Source organism: Nocardia sp. NPDC003726, assembly GCF_053586955.1.
The window spans coordinates 14,011-31,291 of the sequence record NZ_JBSFNF010000044.1; the positions used below are offsets into that span (position 1 = coordinate 14,011).

General features: G+C 71.9%; 12 protein-coding genes. 2 read left to right on the forward strand and 10 right to left on the reverse strand.

All coding sequences use genetic code 11. The features are described from left to right. Positions 1 to 593 precede the first annotated feature (593 nt). From mtnC to ACWDMM_RS32590, 9 genes are all read right to left on the reverse strand, one after another. Positions 594 to 1,286, reverse strand: a complete 693-nt coding sequence (gene mtnC / locus ACWDMM_RS32550) for an acireductone synthase (protein WP_357111446.1) — start codon at positions 1,284 to 1,286, stop codon at positions 594 to 596. Beyond that, positions 1,283 to 1,858, reverse strand: a complete 576-nt coding sequence (locus tag ACWDMM_RS32555) for a 1,2-dihydroxy-3-keto-5-methylthiopentene dioxygenase (protein WP_449941334.1) — start codon at positions 1,856 to 1,858, stop codon at positions 1,283 to 1,285. The genes mtnC and ACWDMM_RS32555 overlap by 4 nt, the downstream gene beginning before the upstream one ends. Continuing rightward, entirely contained in the window at positions 1,855 to 3,552 is a 1,698-nt protein-coding gene (mtnA, locus tag ACWDMM_RS32560) for an S-methyl-5-thioribose-1-phosphate isomerase (protein ID WP_357111452.1), read from the reverse strand. Before mtnA ends, ACWDMM_RS32555 begins: the two co-directional genes overlap by 4 nt. A 76-nt stretch (positions 3,553 to 3,628) precedes the next feature. Continuing rightward, complete coding sequence (locus tag ACWDMM_RS32565) at positions 3,629 to 3,970, reverse strand: DUF1330 domain-containing protein (RefSeq protein ID WP_357111455.1); 342 nt, start codon at positions 3,968 to 3,970, stop codon at positions 3,629 to 3,631. Positions 3,971 to 4,141: 171 nt separating this feature from the next. Next, positions 4,142 to 4,312, reverse strand: a complete 171-nt coding sequence (locus ACWDMM_RS32570; protein ID WP_195081941.1) for a hypothetical protein — start codon at positions 4,310 to 4,312, stop codon at positions 4,142 to 4,144. A gap of 483 nt (positions 4,313 to 4,795) precedes the next feature. Then, a complete protein-coding gene (locus ACWDMM_RS32575) occupies positions 4,796 to 6,535 on the reverse strand; it encodes an NTP transferase domain-containing protein (protein ID WP_449941338.1) in 1,740 nt (579 codons plus the stop codon). An 82-nt stretch (positions 6,536 to 6,617) separates the two neighbouring features. Next, the gene (locus ACWDMM_RS32580) at positions 6,618 to 7,373 is read right to left on the reverse strand and encodes a VOC family protein (RefSeq protein WP_195081939.1); all 756 of its coding nucleotides are present in this window, start codon (positions 7,371 to 7,373) and stop codon (positions 6,618 to 6,620) included. Between the two features lie 54 nt (positions 7,374 to 7,427). Continuing rightward, the gene (locus ACWDMM_RS32585) at positions 7,428 to 7,739 is read right to left on the reverse strand and encodes an MGMT family protein (protein WP_449941341.1); all 312 of its coding nucleotides are present in this window, start codon (positions 7,737 to 7,739) and stop codon (positions 7,428 to 7,430) included. Between the two features lie 5 nt (positions 7,740 to 7,744). Continuing rightward, positions 7,745 to 8,521, reverse strand: a complete 777-nt coding sequence (locus tag ACWDMM_RS32590) for an alpha/beta hydrolase (protein WP_323124391.1) — start codon at positions 8,519 to 8,521, stop codon at positions 7,745 to 7,747. Positions 8,522 to 8,593: 72 nt separating this feature from the next. Here ACWDMM_RS32590 and ACWDMM_RS32595 point away from each other — a divergent pair, with 72 nt between their 5' ends. Together ACWDMM_RS32595 and ACWDMM_RS32600 are read left to right on the forward strand one after the other, a co-directional pair. Next, entirely contained in the window at positions 8,594 to 12,010 is a 3,417-nt protein-coding gene (locus tag ACWDMM_RS32595; protein WP_449941343.1) for an ATP-dependent helicase, read from the forward strand. A 40-nt stretch (positions 12,011 to 12,050) separates the two neighbouring features. After that, positions 12,051 to 16,130 carry an ATP-dependent helicase gene (locus tag ACWDMM_RS32600; RefSeq protein ID WP_357111464.1) on the forward strand — a complete coding sequence of 1,360 codons (4,080 nt, stop codon included), beginning with the start codon at positions 12,051 to 12,053 and terminating at the stop codon, positions 16,128 to 16,130. Here the strand turns inward: ACWDMM_RS32600 and ACWDMM_RS32605 are convergent. Beyond that, entirely contained in the window at positions 16,087 to 16,500 is a 414-nt protein-coding gene (locus ACWDMM_RS32605) for a DoxX family protein (protein WP_357111467.1), read from the reverse strand. The two genes, ACWDMM_RS32600 and ACWDMM_RS32605, sit on opposite strands and share 44 nt — an antisense overlap. Positions 16,501 to 17,281 lie beyond the last annotated feature (781 nt).

The following is a 17,281-nucleotide window of genomic DNA, read 5'->3' on the forward strand; positions in this document are numbered from 1 at the left end:
TGTGCGATCGGGTGGATGTTCCGACTGTAAAGAGGCGCGCACAACTGACCAAACATCTTTCTCACAGCCCATTCGCACACGTGGTGAGTTGTGAGATCGGCGCAACGTCACGGTCACGGTGACGGGCGGCTGCCGGGCGTCGTCCGTGGGGTCGACCTGGGGGAACCCGCTCTGAACTGGAGAGAACTGGATCCGAGGAGTCCGCTCGCACCCGCGCCGGTGATGCTTTGGAAACGGCGGGTTCTCCAGTGATTTACATTTGTTAACACATCCGATGACCCGTCGGCGGCGCTGCGTTTATCCGATCCGGCGGGTTTCTGCGTCGACTTCCCGGCAATATATTGTAAGCGCAATCACAATTCGCCGGGAATTCGCCATGGCCGATGAATTCCCGTGACCGGGTGGGGCTCCCGGGCCCCGCCGCCGTCGAATCCCTGCTCTCCACGGACGGCGGCTTCCTCAACGGGGGCCGCCGTGCCCGCCGACGGTGGACGCTCGGGTCACACGATTCGGCTACCCGTCGACCGGTTGTTCGGGCGGCGTACCCGGCTCGAACGATTGCGGCACCGGCCATCAAGGTGCCCGCCGCCGGTTCAGGCGGGGGTGACGGGATCGATGGCGGCGAACGTATCGACCCAATGGTGGGGCGGCCGTGGGGGATTGGGCTCGCCGGGGCGGGCGAGACCGACGACGCGCCATCCGGCGGTGACGGCGGCGTCGAGTTCGCTCGGGTGGTCGGACAGGAACAAGATGCGTTCGGCGGGGGCGCCGATGGCTCCCGCGATCTTGTCGTAGGACGACGACTCGCGCTTGCCGCCCGCTGTCGACAGATCGAAGTAACCGCTGATCAGGCCGGACAGGCTGCCGCCGCGCGCGAAGGCGAACCAATCCTGCTGATTGCGAATCGATCCCGAGGAGTAGACGTACAAGGCGAGACCCGCGGCGTGCCACGCGGCCAGGGCCGGTGGCACGTCCGGGAAGAACTCGCCGTGCAGCGCGCCGCTGCGGAAGCCTTCCGCGCAGATCAGGCCCTGCGCGGTCTTCAGAGGCTCCGCCTTGACGTCGGTGTCGAGCCACCCGCGCAGGATCGCGGCGACCTCGGCCGGGTCCGCGTCCGGCCGCCCGGTCAGCTCCCTGGTCGCGGCCAGCACGGGCGCGGCGTCCCCGGAGCTGTTCTCGGCCAGCCACTCCGGGAGCCGCGCACGGGTGTAGCCGTACAGGTCCTCGCGAACCGCCGCGGTGGGGCTGGTGGTTCCCTCGATGTCGACGACGACGGCCTCGGTCACGGCGCGGTCAGCAGCTCGTCGAGGGTGGGGAAGCCCGCGCTGATCTTGTCGCCGGTGAAGTCGCCGACCCAGCCGTCCTCCTCCTCGAAGAAGCGGATGGCGATGAAGTCCGGGCGCTCGCCCATGTCGAACCAGTGCAGCGTGCCCGCGGGAACCGAGAGCAGGTCGCCGCCCTCGCAGACCACCGCGAGTACTTCCTCGCCCAGATGCAAGTAGAAGCAGCCGCGCCCGGCGGCGAAGAAGCGCACCTCGTCCTCGGCGTGCCGGTGCTCGTCGAGGAACTTGCCGCGCGCGCCCTCGGCGATCTCCGGCCACCGCGGGTCGGCGTCGTCGGGGTGGATGCGCGCGATGTCGATGTGCTTGTAGCGTCCGGACTCGTTCAGTTCGGCGACGTTCTTCTCGTAGTGCGCGAGCAACTGCTCCGACGGCACCGAGGCGGCGTTCTCCACCACCGGCCAGCGGCCGAACGTGATGCCGTGCTTGGCCAGTTCGGCGCCGATCACCTCGTCGTCGCTGGTGCGTACGCGCACGTCGGCCGCGTCGCCGGCGGCCATCACCTGCAGCAGGGTCATGTCAGTCCAATCTCGAGAAAGTCGTCGCGCGGTCCGAACGCCGCCGGACTGCCGGTACGGGACACCAGCTCACACAATGCTTCCAGGCATTCGGCGCGATCGCGCGCCTGAGCGAGATCGTCGCCCCACGCGGTGATCCCGTGCCCGGCGATGACCAGGACCGGAAGGGCGTCGGGATGGTCGAGCAGGTAGCGCTCGATGTCGGCCCCGATGCGCGGCACCTCGGGCCAGTTCGGGAAGACCGGGATGTCCGCGACGGCCGGGTCGCCACCGCCGAGTCCTTTGATCAGCTCGTAGTCGGTGATCCGCAGCGTGGCGAACGTGCCGGGCGCCGCCGAGCGGGTAGCCAATGCCGTGGCGAACGGCGGATGGATGTGCACCACCGCTTGCGCGGGCCGAGCCCGGTAGACGGCGGTGTGGATCGTGGTCTCCGCCGACGGTTTGCGCCCGGAGCAGGACACCGGCGCTGCATCCGCGACCCGCACGGTCACCATGTCGCGTTCGGTGAGTTCGCCTTTGGACAGCCCGCTGCCGGTGACGACGGCGGTCACGCCCGTGCGCACCGAGATGTTGCCCGCCGTGCCGGGCATCCAGCCGCGTCGATACAGCTCGCGGGCGATGTCCGCGATCGCCGTGCCGTGCGAGGGATCGGTTCGGAGTTCGCGGGATGGATCCGCGATCGACGCTTCGTGGGAGCGATCGTTGCGGTGTACGACGCCGTGCTCGGTGACCACCGCGGTCACCAATTCGGCGGGCGTCACGTCGAAGGCCGGGTTGAACACCTCGGTGTGCGCGGGAGCCGTTGCCACACCGCCGAATCCGGTCACCTCGGCCGCCGCGCGTTCCTCCACGACGATCTCCCGGCCGGTGGCCGTCTTCGGATCGCGGGTGGACTCCGGAGCCACCACGATGAACGGGATGCCGTGATGGCGGGCGGCGAGCGCGAGACCGTAGGTGCCGATCTTGTTGGCGACGTCGCCGTTGGCGGTGACCCGGTCCGCGCCGACCAGCACGCAGTCGACCTGGCCGGTCGCCATCGCCCACGCGGCGGCGGAATCGATGGTCAGCCGGTGCGGGATGCCCGCCTCGGCCAGTTCCCAGGTGGTCAGCCGCGCGCCTTGGAGCAGCGGGCGGGTCTCGTCCACCAGTACCTGCTCGATCGCGCCGCGCTCGGACAGCACCCGCAGCGTGCCGATGGCGGTGCCGAACGCGCTGGTCGCCAGGCGCCCGGTGTTGCAGTGGGTGAGTATGCGCAGCGGCCGGTCCGGACACAGGCGCTGTACCAGGTCGGCGGCGTTGGTGGCGGCGGCCCGGTTGACCCGGCCGTCCTCGGCCAGCATGTCGAGGGTCTCGGCGAGGACCGCGTCCGCGCCCCGGCCCACCTTCGCCCTGACCCGCCGAACCGCCCAGGCCAGGTTGACGGCCGTCGGCCGCGCCGCCGCGATCCGGTCCGCCTCGGCCTGCACGGCCGCCTCGTCCACCACGCCGTCGAGGGTGTGCGCGGCGGTGGCGAGGACGACGCCGAACGCGCCCGCGATGCCGATGGCGGGCGCGCCGCGAACGGCCAGCGTCTTGATCGCGTCGATGACCTCGTCGACGGTGCTCAACCGCAGTTCGCGCACGTCGTGCGGCAGTCCGCGCTGGTCGATGGTGACGAGCGCGCCGTCGTCCCAGACCAGTGAGCTGTCGTCCATCAGGCGCATCCTTCGCGTCGAACCGGGTCGTGCCTGGTCAACGGTATCGGACCGGGGACGGCGAGCCGAAATCGCGTCAGGCCGTCCCGGCGCGCAGCTTGGCGGCGCGTTCGCGCGGGTCGTAGTCGGGGCCCACGCCCTCGATGAGCAGCAGGTCGCCGTCGATGTGATCGGCGCGCAGCGGCAGGATCTCCTGGTAGGCGGGCGAGTGGTACCACTCCCGCGCCTCGGCCATCCCGGGGAACTCGATCAGCACCATGCTGCCCGGCCAGCTGCCCTCCACCACCTCGGCCGGGGGCCCGTGGATGACGAAGCGGCCGCCGAACGGGTCCAGCGTGGCCTGGATGCGCTCCAGGTATTCCAGGATGTCGGGATGCGGCCTGCGACTGCGGAGATGGGCGAAGCCATAGGCGGACATGGTGTGGCGTTCCTTCGTTCGATGACACCGGGGATGACGTCGAACCGACGGTAGGTTCGCCTGGCGCGGGGTGACAATTACCTCTCGGGTAAAACGCACGGCCCCCGGAACGACCGCAGCCGCCGGTCCCGGGAGGAGGTGGGGGCCGGCGGCGCGGGTGGCGCAGATCAGCTAGCGGCGGCGCTCCTGCTCGCCGCGCCGGTCGGGCATCTCGGACCGGTTGCCCCGACGGCCTTCCATGTCAGCGCCCTCACGCATGTCCTGCTCCTGGCGCTGTTGCTGCTGCTGCCTCGGCATCTGCTTCGGCATTTTCTTAGGCGTTTTCTTCGACTTTTCAGCCATCTCCACTCGGTCCTTTCCGGGTGATTGATATTCGCCTAACGAACACACGATAGCGAGCGGATATGGCCCGTGGAAGGGGAAATGGAAAATATGGCTCCGAGCGGCCGGGGTGTTGCATTACTCCAGGTAGAGACGTTTTTGGTGCTTGGATGCAGTAATGAATCCAGTTCAGCTGGAGTCCGGTGCGGACCTTTCTTCCGGTCGGTTGAGCAGCGTCGAGGGAGGAAGTGGACCGATCAAAACATCGCGGTCATGCGTTCGTTTATTTCCTCTCGGTTCGCGTTCTCGGCGCACTCGCGTCGAATTCGGCTCCGCTGTCGTATGGGATTGCGCGCGGCTCGGCGCGGTCCAGGCGAAATCGCTGGAGTGCAATGGTTTCGGGTGAGATCGGCTGCGTGTCGGCATACTGTCGTCTTCTGCTCGTGCCTATTGATCGATGAATTCAAGTGCGGCAACGACTTCCGAACACCGCGACCGAGGAGTTCAGCGCAGCGGCAGGAATTCGACGATCGCGCCGTCCCCCGCATCGGGCGGGACGATCACGAGACCGTCGCGATCGACCAGGCCGCCGAGATGAGCCGTCCGGATGGTCGGGTCGCCGATCCATCCGCCTTCCTCGGCGAGGCGAGCCGGGACGATGCGCGTCACCTGTCCGGCGATCTCGGCGGCGTTGCGCAGCGGCCCGCGCAGCGGGCGCGCGGTGGACGCGCCGGTGCGGCCCTCGACGATCGCGGGAGCGAGCGCCATGAGCGTCGCGACCGCGGCGAACGGGTTGCCGGGCAAGCCGAGCACCGTGGTGCCAGCGGCGAGCCGGGCGACGACCGTGGAACCGCCCGGCCGCAGCCGCACCCGGGGCACCACGATCGAAGCGCCCGCCCGGGTCAGGGCGGCACGCAGCTGGTCGGCCGCCCCGCCGCCGGTCGCGCCGACGATCACCAGCAGGTCGCACTCGGGCGCGGCGGTGAGGACCTCGTCGAAGCCGTGCGGAGTGTCGCGCAGGTGCACCCGGTCGGTGGTGCGAATGCCGCACCGGGACAGCAGTTCCGGCAGGATCGGGCCGATCGAGTCGCGGGTCTGGCCCGCCTGGAGCGGACCCTCGCTGCGGATCTCGTCACCGGTCATGACGACGCGCGCGCGGACCGGCCCGCGCACCGGGGCGGCGGTGACCTCGACGCTCGCGGCCGCGGAGACCAGCGCCGGGGTGACCGGCGTGCCCTCCGGCGCGATCGGATCACCGGCGCCGCGGTCCTCGCCGCGGCGGCGGATGTCGTCGCGCAGCGGGGTGTCGGGCAGGCGGTACAGCGTTTCGTCGGCCACGTGGGCGAACTCGTCGCGCAGCACGCTCGTGGTGCCGTCGGGGACGTGCGCGCCCGTGGCGATGCGCACCGCCTCGCCCGGCAGCAGCCCCACCGGTCGCCGTCCGCCCGCGAAGCCGATGTCGCGCCGCAGGCGCCAGGGTCCGTCGCCCGCTACCGCGTACCCGTCCATCGCCGAGACGTCGAAGCGCGGCAGCGGCCCGGCGGCCGTCAGCGGACTCGCGAGCGCGGCCCCGATCACCGAACGCAAATCGGCCTCGTACGCGGTGAGCCGAGACAGCTGCGAGCGCAGCGAGTTCCGTGCCTCGTCGAGCTCGAGCGGCGGCTGCCGGCGTGGCGCGTCGACCGCAGCCCTGGCCTGCCGCACCTCCTCCTCGGTGTCGCAATCGCCGACGCCGGACAGCGGGATGATCGCGGCGGCGGCGGGCACCAGCGCCTTCATCGGCTGGTTGATCAGCGCGTCGAGCCCGTCCAGCGCGGCCGCGAGCGCCGAACGCCGCCACACCCCGATCAGGTACTGCGGGCGACCGGACTCGTCGGCCGCGAACACCGCGTCCGCGCCGGACTCGGTGGCGTGCCGGATGAGTTCGGCGACCGCCCATGGCGACAGGAACGGCAGGTCGGCGGCGAGCACCACGACCAGCGGTGCGGCGGAGCCGAGGGCACGCAACCCGGTGTCGACCGCCGCCACCGGACCCGATCCGGGCGGCACCTCGCGCACCTGGACGATCTCCGGCGGCAACTCGGGGCGGTGCGGCCCGACCACCACCGTCCGCCCGCACGAGGCGACGGCGGCGAGCGCCACCTCCAGCATGGAACGGCCGCCGATGACGATGGCCGGTTTGTCCACGCCGCCCATCCGGCTGGCCCGCCCGCCCGCGAGCACGATCGCGTCGGCGGCCGTCACACGCCACGACCCGGAGCTAGGTACACCATGGCGGCCATGCTAATTCGTCGGCGCAGGGAAGCCGGGGAGCGGACGGCGCCGATCAGGCGTTCGACCAGAACCGCGCAGGGGGCAGCAGCCGGAACTCGTTGAGTTCCGGGTCGGCGAGCACGAGGTCGGTGTCCCTGGCCGGAGCCGGGGCGCCGCGGTCGATCGAGGTGGCGCCCGCCGCGTGCAGCCTGGCCACCTCGGCGGCCCGGTCGTCGGCCGGGAACGAGGTGAGATCCAGGCGCAGTCTGGTCCGGCCGGTGCCCGCGTCCGGCGTGCGGACGAACTCCAGCCAGGAACCGAGGCCGGTCGGCGCGCGCAGTCCGGCCAGCCGCTCACCGCGCCGCATGGACGGCCAGCCGGTGGCGGCCGACCAGAATTCGGCGAGCCGCTGCGGATCGCGCGTGTCGACCACGATCGCCGCGACGGCTCCGGTGTCCACGTACTCCTCCCTGGGTTCGAGCACGCAGAACTCGTTGCCCTCCGGGTCGGCGAGCACCGCCCACGGCACCGCGCCCTGCCCGATGTTGATCGAGCGCGCGCCCAAGGCCAGCGCCCGGTCCACCTGGGTGCGCTGGTGGTCCAGCGAGCGTGTGGCCAGATCGAGGTGCAGGCGGTTCTTGCCGATCTTGGCCCGCATCGCGGGCAGGAAGGTCAGCGCCAGGTCGCCACCGTCTACATCGGGGGCCGCGACGTTGACCTCGTCGGGACGGTCGACGGTGATGCTCCAGCCGAGCAGTTCGGCCCAGAAATCCGCGACCGAACGCGGCCGGTCGGCGTCGAAGACGACACATGCCAGGCGGGTGGGCATAGATCCACGGTACTGGCCGCCATCGCGGCACGGAGCCGATTCGGACAGCGGCGCTCAGTCACCGGGGAGATCGGGCAAGCAGTAGCGCGCGGCACGCAGATCGACGCGCCCGTCCCGGATCGGCACGCCCTCCTCGGCCAGCAAGCGCAACTGGCGATGGGCAAGGTGAGCGGCGGGCTTGCCGCCGGCGCCGAGCACCCGGTGCCAGGGCAGGTCGGCGGAGTCGGTGCGCATGATCCAGCCCACCGTGCGCGGGGTGGACAGACCGGCGGCCGCCGCGATGTCGCCGTAGGTGACCACCCGGCCGGGCGGGATCGCCGCCACCAAGGCGCGCACCTGCTCGATCTGGGCATCGCTGGTCGGCATCGGGCTCAGAGCACCGATCGCACGAGTTCGCCGGTCCGGGCCGGATACGCCTGGGCGACCATGTGATCGCAGTTCCATTCCAGCACCGTCAAGCTGGCGCCCATGTGTTCGGTGAGCGCCGCGCGGAACTCCGGCGTGACGAACGGCGGGTCCACCTTCATCGCCTGCACCAGCACGGTCGGCAGATCGGCGGGCGGCAGCACCCAGTGGCGGGCCAGCTGGCCCCAGTAGGAGTTGATCGCGGGCAGGCTCATCCGCCAGCCGAAGCGCCCGTCCGCGGTGGGCATCAGGTGTTCGTCGAGCTCGGCTTCGAGCAACCGGGGCTCGACGTCGCCCCAGCCGGTGTCGAGTTTGTCCTGACGCGCCTGGTCGACGCTGTCGTAGTCTGCCGAGACCAGGGTGGACAGCGCGATCTCGTTGAGCCATTCCGGCTCCAGCGCGATCGCCGGATCCAGCAGCACGAGCTTGCGCACCAGGTCCGGATGCCGGTGCGCCAGGTGCAGCGCGCACGCCCCGCCGAAGGAGTGCGCGACCACCACCACCGGGCCGTCCGCTTCGGCGGTGACCAACTCGACCAGGTCGTCGACGATGGTCTCGAAGTTCCACGGTGGCAGCGAGGTCGAGCGACCGTGCCCGCGCAGATCCGGCGCGAGCACCCTGACATCGGGCAGGTGCCGGGTCGCCAGGTCTTCCCAGCGTTTGCCGTGACCGGTGACACCGTGCAGGGCGAGCACCACCGGTCCCGTCGCCGGACCGAACCGATGGACATTCAGAACAGACACCGGTCCATTCTGACCTGCGCCGCGATCGGCCGCAGTGCCGGTCGGGCGGAGGCGTGTACCGGCGTGTCGGTCGTGTCTGTTGCAATAGCCCGCGTGGTGCGATCGGATGGCGCGGTGCGACTGGTTCGCCGGAATGTGGTGGCGCCCCGGCCGCGAGACTGGGGGGCCGACGTTCGCGTGCTGCTGGACGCCGCGGCCGCGGACGGTCCCGCCCGTCCGGGGTGGCGGCCGTGGCAGGTGCTCGGCGGACCGGGCTCGGGGAAGACCGCCCTGCTGGTCGACATCGCCGCCGGACGCATCGCGGCCGGAGCCGATCCGGAATCGGTGCTGGTACTGACCCATTCGAAACAGGCAGCGGGCGCTGTGCGCGATGCCATCACGACGCGGCTGAGCGGTCCGGGGCCCGACGCGGAGGGCGGTGTGCCCGGCGCCACACGAGAACCCTTGGTGCGCACCCTGCACTCGTACGCCTTCTCCGTGCTGCGCAGGCACGCGATGGCGCACGGCAACCCGCCGCCGCGTCTGCTGACCGGAGCCGAACAGGACGCGGTGGTACGCGAGATGCTGCGCGGCGATCTGGCCGACATGGCCGAGGGCGCGCGCGGACTGTGGCCGGAGCGGCTGCGGCCCGCGCTCGCCCTCGGCGGGTTCGCCGAGCAGTTGCGCGATCTCATGCTCCGGGCCACCGAACGCGGCATCGGGCCGGAGGACCTGGAGCGGCTGGGCCGCGAGCACGCCAAGCCCGAGTGGGTGGCGGCGGGCCGGTTCGCGCTCCGCTACGAGCAGACGATGCTGCTGCGCTGGTCGGTCGGCGTCGAGGCGCCGGAGGCCACCGCGCCGGCGCTGGACGCCGCCGAACTGGTCGGCGCGGCACTGGACGCGCTGGCCGCCGACCCGAATCTGCTTGCCGCCGAACGCGCCAGGATCAGATACCTGCTGGTCGACGACGCGCAGCACCTGGACCCGCAGGCCGCGATCCTGGTGAAGGCGATCGGGCACAGCGCGCGGACCACGGTGATCGCGGGCGATCCCGATCAAGCCGTCTTCACCTTCCGCGGCGCCGACGCGCGGTTCGTCGCCGAACTCGACGTGCCGCCCGAGCGGCGCGTCGTGCTGCGCGACAACCATCGGTTCGGCGGTCAGGTCGAGTTGGCGGTGGCTCGGATCGCCGCACGTCTGCCCGGCACTGCGCCGCAGCGCATCCCCGTGCCGAAGGACACCGGGCCGCGGGAGGACGGCACCGAGGTGCGGGTGCGCGTGCTGGCCACGCCCGCGAAGGAGGCCGCGCTCATCGCCGACCACTTGCGCCGCGCGCATCTGACCGGTGGCGTGCCGTGGTCGCGGATGGCGGTGATCGTCCGCTCGGTGCCGCTGTCGCTGGCGCCGCTGCGCCGCGCCCTGCTCGCCGCGGGCGTGCCGGTGCGGCAGCCCGCGCTGGACACGCCGCTGGCGCGCAGGCGCGGCGCGGCATGGATGCTGCTGTCCCTGCGCGCGATTCTGGCGGGGGAGGCGGCGTCGCGGGACGCGGAACCGGCGTTCGAGCCGGAGGACGCCCTCGACCTGCTGTCCGGACCGCTCGGCGGCGCCGATCAGATCGCCTTGCGCCGATTGCGCCGCGGCATCCGGCGCGCGGTGCTGGAATCGGTGCGCGCCGGGGCGAAGTCACCGGACCAGGGCGACGACTCGCCACCCGCTCCCGATGCGGACATCGACCGCCCTTCCGCGCTGATGCTGCGCGATCTGCTGATCGGAACCGGCGATCCGGTGATCCTGGACCGGCTCACCGAAGTCGAGGCCGCGCCGTTGCGCCGGGTGCTGGACACGCTGCGCCGGGCCCGCAAGGTGCGCGGGCGGGGGGCGGGCCTGGAGGACGTGCTGTGGGCGCTGTGGACCGGTTCCCGGTTGGAGCGGCGCTGGGTGGCGCAGTCGGAGCGGGGCGGCGCGGTGGGCATGCAGGCCGATCGCGATCTGGACGCCGCCGTGGCGTTGTTCGACGCGGCCGCCGCCTATGTCGACCGGCTGCCGCGCGCGAGCATCGAAGGGTTCGTCGAATACCTGACCCAGCAGGAGATCCCGCAGGACGCGGCGCCGCGCACGCTGGCGGGTGAAGCGGTGGCGCTGCTGAGCGCGCACGCCGCCGCGGGGCGGGAGTGGGATGTGGTCGCCGTCGCCGCCGTCCAAGAGGGGATCTGGCCGAATCCGCGCGCTCGCGGCACCCTGCTGCATACCGAGGATCTGGTCGATCTCACCGCCGGGGTGTCCGACGCGGGGGAGCGGGTGAGCCGTGCGGCGCCCATCCTCGCCGAGGAGCGCAGGCTGCTGCTCGTCGCGTGCAGCCGGGCTCGGCGGTCGCTGTTGGTCACCGCCGTGGAATCGGTCGCGGGCGATCGCGATCTGGTCCCGTCGCGCTTCCTCGCCGAACTGCTCGGGCACGACGAGGACGGCGAGCCCGGTGCGCTCCCGGTGCTCGATCCCGGCCGCGCCCTGGTCATGCACGCGCTGGTCGCCGAATTGCGCGGCGTGGTCTGCGATCCCGACGCCGACCAGGAGCGCAGGCGCCGCGCCGCGCACCAGCTCGCGCGACTGGCGGACGCGGGCGTGCGTGGCGCCCATCCCGACGACTGGTACGGCACCGCGGAACTCAGTTCGCGGCGACCGCTGTGGGCCGAGGACGACGGCGCGGTGGCGCTGTCGCCCTCCACCGTCGAATTGCTGCGCACCTGCCCGCTGCGCTGGGCGTTGGAACGCAACGGCGGCACCGACGGCGACAACCCGCACGCCGTCAAGGGAAATCTGGTGCACACGCTCGTGCAGGCGCTGGCGGGCAAAGTGCCGGAGGACCAGGTGCGCGCCGCGCTGGAACGCGCCTGGCGGGCCGTTGATCCCGGCACCGGCTGGCATTCCCGCCAGGAGTTGCGCCGCACCGAGGCGATGCTGGAGACCTTCTCGGCCTGGGTGCGCAACACCCGCGGCGAACTCACCCAGGCCGGGGTCGAGGTGCCGGTGGACTGCGTGCTGCCCGCGCGCACGGAAGACGAACGCGACGTGCGGATCCGGGGCCGCGTCGACCGGCTGGAGCGCGACGCGCAAGGCCGTTTCGTCATCGTGGACGTGAAGACCGGCAAGTCCCCGATCAGCAAGCAGGCCGCCGTCGAGCACGCGCAGCTGGCGACCTACCAGGTGGCGGCCGCCGCGGGAGCTCTCGACGCGGCGGCGGAATCGGGCTCCGCCGAAGCGGCATCCGGCGAACCGGGCGGGGCGCGATTGGTCTACGTCGCGAAGCCGAGCAAGACGGAGGGCGCCACCCAGCGCATGCAGCCGCCACTGGACGCCGAGGCGCTCGAGCACTGGCGCGACACGATCCACCAGGCCGCGTCGTCCACGCAGGGCCCCAGTTATCTCGCCATGCGCAACGACGGCTGCCGCCACTGCGCGGTGGCGGGCAGTTGCCCCGTGCAGGACAGCGGGAGGCAGGTGACCGACGAGTGAGCGCGCTCGCGGTCCCGCCGCCGGTCGCCGGGGCGCCGCCGTGACGGGCCGGGTGACGCCGCATCAGCTGGCGCAGGCGCTCGGCCTGCCGCCGCCGACCGACGAACAGGCCGCCGTGATCGCGGCGCCGCCCGGCCCCACCCTCGTGGTCGCGGGCGCGGGCGCGGGCAAGACCGAGACGATGGCCGCCCGGGTGGTGTGGATGGTCGCCAACGGTCTCGTGCTGCCGGACGAGGTGCTCGGGCTGACCTTCACGCGCAAGGCCGCCCAGCAGTTGACCGCCCGGATCCGGACCAGGTTGGCCCGGCTCGCCGGAGCGCCGCTGCTGCGTGAACTCGACCCGAGCGGCCGCCTGCGCGCCCAGCTGACCGGCGCGGAGCCGGAGATCAGCACCTACCACTCGTACGCGGGCAGGTTGCTCACCGAACACGGCCTGCTGCTCCCGGTGGAACCGTCGGCGACGCTGCTGACCGTGACCCAGCTCTGGCAGCTCGCCCACCAGGTGGTTCGCACCTGGGACGGCGACCTGGAGACCGATCGCACCCCGGTGTCGGTCACCGAGGCGGTGCTCGCGCTGTCCGGGCAGCTGGCCGAGCACCTGGTCGAGCCGGAGCAACTGGCCGAGGCGCACACCGAACTGGCGAAGCTGGTGCACACGCTGCCGCCTGGCCCGCGACAGCGTGGCGGGCCGAGTCAGGCGCTGCTCAACATCGTCCAAGTGCAGCGGGAACGGGTAGCGCTGCTGCCGCTGGTGCAGCAGTTGGCCGAGGCTTTGCGTCGACGGGGCGCGCTGGACTTCGGCTCGCAGATGTCCCTCGCCGCCCGGCTGGCCGCCGAGCATCCCGAGGTCGCCGCGGCCGAACGCGCCCGCTTCCGCTTGGTCCTGCTCGACGAGTACCAGGACACCGGCCACGCCCAGCGGGTCCTGCTCTCCGCGTTGTTCGGGGGCGCGTCGGGAGACGTTCGTTCGGTAACGGACGATTCTCGCGACGACGATGATGATCGGGCACACGCGGACATCCACAGCGGTCCGCAGCGGGCGGCTCGGGCAGATGGTCCGGGAAGCGGCGGCGAGTCGCTCGCGCGTGGCGCGGCGGCGAATCCGAGTGCGCAGGGTGGTCCGTCCTCCCGTGCGGGCGGGTCCGGTGGGAGGCCGTCGGCTGACGACGACTCCCTGCAGGGCACACCGTCGCGCGTCGGCGTGGACGACCCCGAAGGGCAAGCGCGGTTCGCCGGCGCACACGACCCGCACGTCGTGGCGAGGCGAGGCGACCAGCACTCGCACGAAACGCAACGCCTGGCGGTGACCGCCGTCGGCGACCCGATGCAGTCCATCTACGGCTGGCGCGGCGCTTCGGCGGCGAACCTGCCCCGGTTCGCCACCGACTTCCCCAGTGCGCCGGGCGTGCCCGCTCCCACGTTGTCGTTGCTGACCAGCTGGCGCAATCCGCCGGAGGCGCTGGCATTGGCGAATCTGGTCGCGCAACCGTTGCGGCGCAAGGCGACCGAAGGCGGCGGGGTGACGGTCGACGCTCTGCGGGCCAAGCCGGGCGCGGGTCAGGGTGTGGTGGCGCTGGCGCTGACCGGCACCGTCGCCGATGAGCGTGAGTGGGTGGCCGAGCGAATCGCCGCGGAGTGGGCCGCCCGGCGTGCGGACGGGCAGCAGCCGCCCACGTCCGCCGTTCTGGTGCGCCGCAACGCCGACGCGGCTCCGCTCGCCGAAGCGCTACGCGCACAGGGGCTTCCGGTGGAGATCGTCGGGCTCGGCGGTCTGCTCGCCACGCCGGAGGTCGCCGACGTCGTCGCCACCCTGCGGTTGATCGCCGAACCGGGTTCGGGCAGCGCCGCCATGCGCGTGCTGACCGGCGCGCGGTGGCGCATCGGGGTCGCCGACATCGCCGCGCTCGCCCGCCGCGCCAGGGACCTGTCCATCCGGCGTCCCGGCTCGGAGAGCCCGGCCGAGATCGCCGACGGCGCCGCGCTGAACGAGGCGTTGCGCGAAGTGGCCCCGGAACCCGCCGAACAGGCCGGGCTGGCCGACGCGATCGCCGATCCCGGTCCGCCCGAGCGGTATTCGCCCTCCGGGTTCGCCCGCATCGAGGCGCTGGGACGGGAGCTGGCCGCGTTGCGCGAACGCAGCGGTCAGCCGCTGGCGGAATTGGTCGCCGACGTGGAGCGCACCATCGGCGTCGGGGTGGAGACCCAGACCAGGCGGGCCATGGCTGGCACCGGGGCCGGCCGCGAGCATCTGGACGCGTTCGCCGAAGTGGTGGCCGGATACGCCGCGGAAACCGGCGCTTCGCTCGGCGGACTGCTGGGGTTCCTCGCCGCCGCGGAAGAAGTCGAGAACGGGCTGGAACCCGGCGAGGTCGAGGTCGCCAAGGATCGAGTGCAGGTGCTGACCGTGCACGCGGCCAAGGGCCTGGAATGGGAGATCGTCGCGGTGCCGCACGTGGTGGACGGCGTGTTCCCGTCCAAGGTCGGCTCCGGCACGTGGCTCGGCGCGCTCGCCGAGTTGCCCACGTCGCTGCGGGGTGACCGGCAGCAGGACGACGCTGCCGAAGGCGTGCCGGTGCTCGAACTCACCGATCTGTACGACCGCGCCGACCTCGATCGGGCGATCAAGGCGCACAAGGAGGCGCTGGAGCGCCGCCGGATCGATGAGGAACGCCGCCTGTTCTACGTCGCGCTCACCAGAACCGAACGCGTGCTGCTCGTTTCGGCCCACTACTGGGCGGAGACCGGCAGCGCCCCGAAGGGCCCGTCGGATTTCCTGCTCGAGCTGAAAGCCGCGCACGAGGACCCCGGCAGCCCCGCGTACGGCGTCTTGGCGATCGACCGCTGGGACGACCCGCCCGCCGCCGACGCCGTCAACCCGTTCACCGACAACCCGGCGACCGCCGAGTGGCCGCGCGATCCTCTCGGCCCCCGCCGCGACCCCATCGAACAGGGTGCCGCCCTCGTCCGCGCGGCCTTGGCCGAGTTGCGCGCCCGTCCCGCCGATAGCAGGGGGCTGTCCGATGCTGCTGCTCGCAACCACAGCGCGGGGTCCGTCCGCGCCGAAATGCCGCCCGGCGACGGTCCGGGGTTCGCAGACGAAACGGGTCACCACCCGCCCGCCGACGAGCCGAGTTTCGCGGACGAATCTGCCTACTACCCGCCCGACGACGACTACCCCCCCGACGATTTCGCGGACGAATCCGAGGTCACGTCGATCGAATACGCCGATCCCTATGCCGATATCGAGCCCTATTTCGGTACGGCGCCGGACCCGGTGGAGGAGTATCTGTCCGCCGACGAACCGGCATTGGCCGCGAGCGGCTTCGCCCCGCCCCCGCCGGAGGACCTGTACCGGCCGGAGCAGGCCCACCCCGTGTCCGACCCCGACGATCCGGAGGGCTGGGCCGCCGATGTCGACGCCTTGCTCGCCGAACACCACGCGGCGGCGGTCACCGACGAAGCGGTCGAGCTACCCGGGCAGATCGCGGCGACCGCCCTGGTCGAGCTGCGCGCCGACCCGGCGAGACTCGCTGCCCGCCTGCGTCGTCCGTTGCCCTACCCGCCGAATCCGCTGGCGCGCCGGGGCACCGCGTTCCACGCCTGGGTGCAGCGCTGGTTCGGCTCGACCCGTCTGCTCGGTCTGGACGAACTGCCCGGCGCGGCCGACGGCGGCGCGGCCGACGCGAGCTCGGACGCCGAGCTGAGTGCCATGCAGGAGGCGTTCCTGAACTCGCGCTGGGCCGATCGCAGCCCGATCGAGGTCGAGATTCCGTTCGAGACGTCGATCGCGGGCACCGTGATCCGCGGCCGGATGGACGCGGTGTTCGCCGAACCCGGCGGGCGCTGGATCGTGGTCGACTGGAAGACCGGCGCCGAGCCGAGCGCCGCCGAAGAGCCCGCGGTCGCCATGCAGCTGGCCGTGTATCGCCTGGCGTGGGCGCGGTTGATGGCCGCGCGCGAGGGACGGCCCGAGCACGAGATGCTCCCTCGGATCGGGGCCGCGTTCCACTACGTGCGCACCGGGCGCACCATCGCGCCGGCGAACCTGGCCGGTCCGGACGAATTGGCGGAGCTGATCAGGAACGCCGCGCCCGCCGGCTCACCGCCAGCGCCTGAATGACGAGCGGAATCTGCAGCGGAAGCCGCAGCGCCGACCCGATCTTCAGCAGCCGCGTCGCCTTCTCGCTGGCCAGCATGTCCACGGTGAACTGCACGTTGGCCGGGAACACCGCGATGAACAGCAGCGCCGCCAGCCGTCCGCCGAACCCGCGGGTGCGCGGAACGGCGAGGGCGGCCGCGACGCCGATCTCGGCCACGCCGGAGGCGTAGGTGTAGTCGCGGGCGCGTCCCGGCAGGAAGCGCGGCACGATCGAATCGAAGGGCTTCGGCCAGACGAAATGCAGGACCCCGGCCCCGAAGAGAATGGCGGCCAGAGCCAGCGCGGGCCGCCGCCCACCATCGGACCCGGACGTCAGCGTGTTTTCTGCCATGCAGGCACCCTTACATCTACTCCGCTTCCCGTCGACCCCGGGCGGCCCCGACATCCCCACACTCAGTCCGAGCACTTACCCGAGCCCAGCGGAGAGGCGTATCCAGTAGCGGCCTGGCTCCAGTTCCATCGAACGGGATAATCCCGCGATTCGTGAGTGCCGGTCGCCCGACGGTCGGTCGCCGTGGAGGAGCGCTCCGCATCGTGAGTTCGAATGCGAACCTGCTCAGCTCCCCCGGCCTCGTGTTGCGAGCGAAGCGGCCCGAGCATGCACTGTGCGCGGATTGGCTGCGGTTCGATCGGCTGGGGCGAATCGGGCCTTGGTGGTGTCGGTCGGCGGGATGGCCGCTCGCAGGAGGCGCGCCGGACTCGTGAGTTCGAATGCGAACGTGCTCAGCTCGCCCGGCCTCGTGTTGCGCGGCTCGCCCGGCCTCGTGTTGCGCGCGAAGTGACCGCGAGCATGCGCAGTTCGCGGCCTGGCCGCGGTTCCGATCGGCTGGGACGTATCGGGGCGTCGCGGAGTCGGCCGACTCGACGTTCGTCGCCGTGCGGCGCGCGCTGGATCGTGCGCTCGAACGCCGACGTGCCCAGCCGACCTCCACCACGACTTTCGAGCGAAGCGAGACCGAGCATCCGCCGTTCGCGGCCCGGCTCGCGTGTGCGCGGCCGCCGCGCAAGCGACGAAGGAGCAAGCGGCGGTCGCGCACACGCGAGCCATAAAGGGGCCGCGAACACCCAGCGCCGCAGGCGCTGGAATCCACTATCGTGACGATCATGCTTGC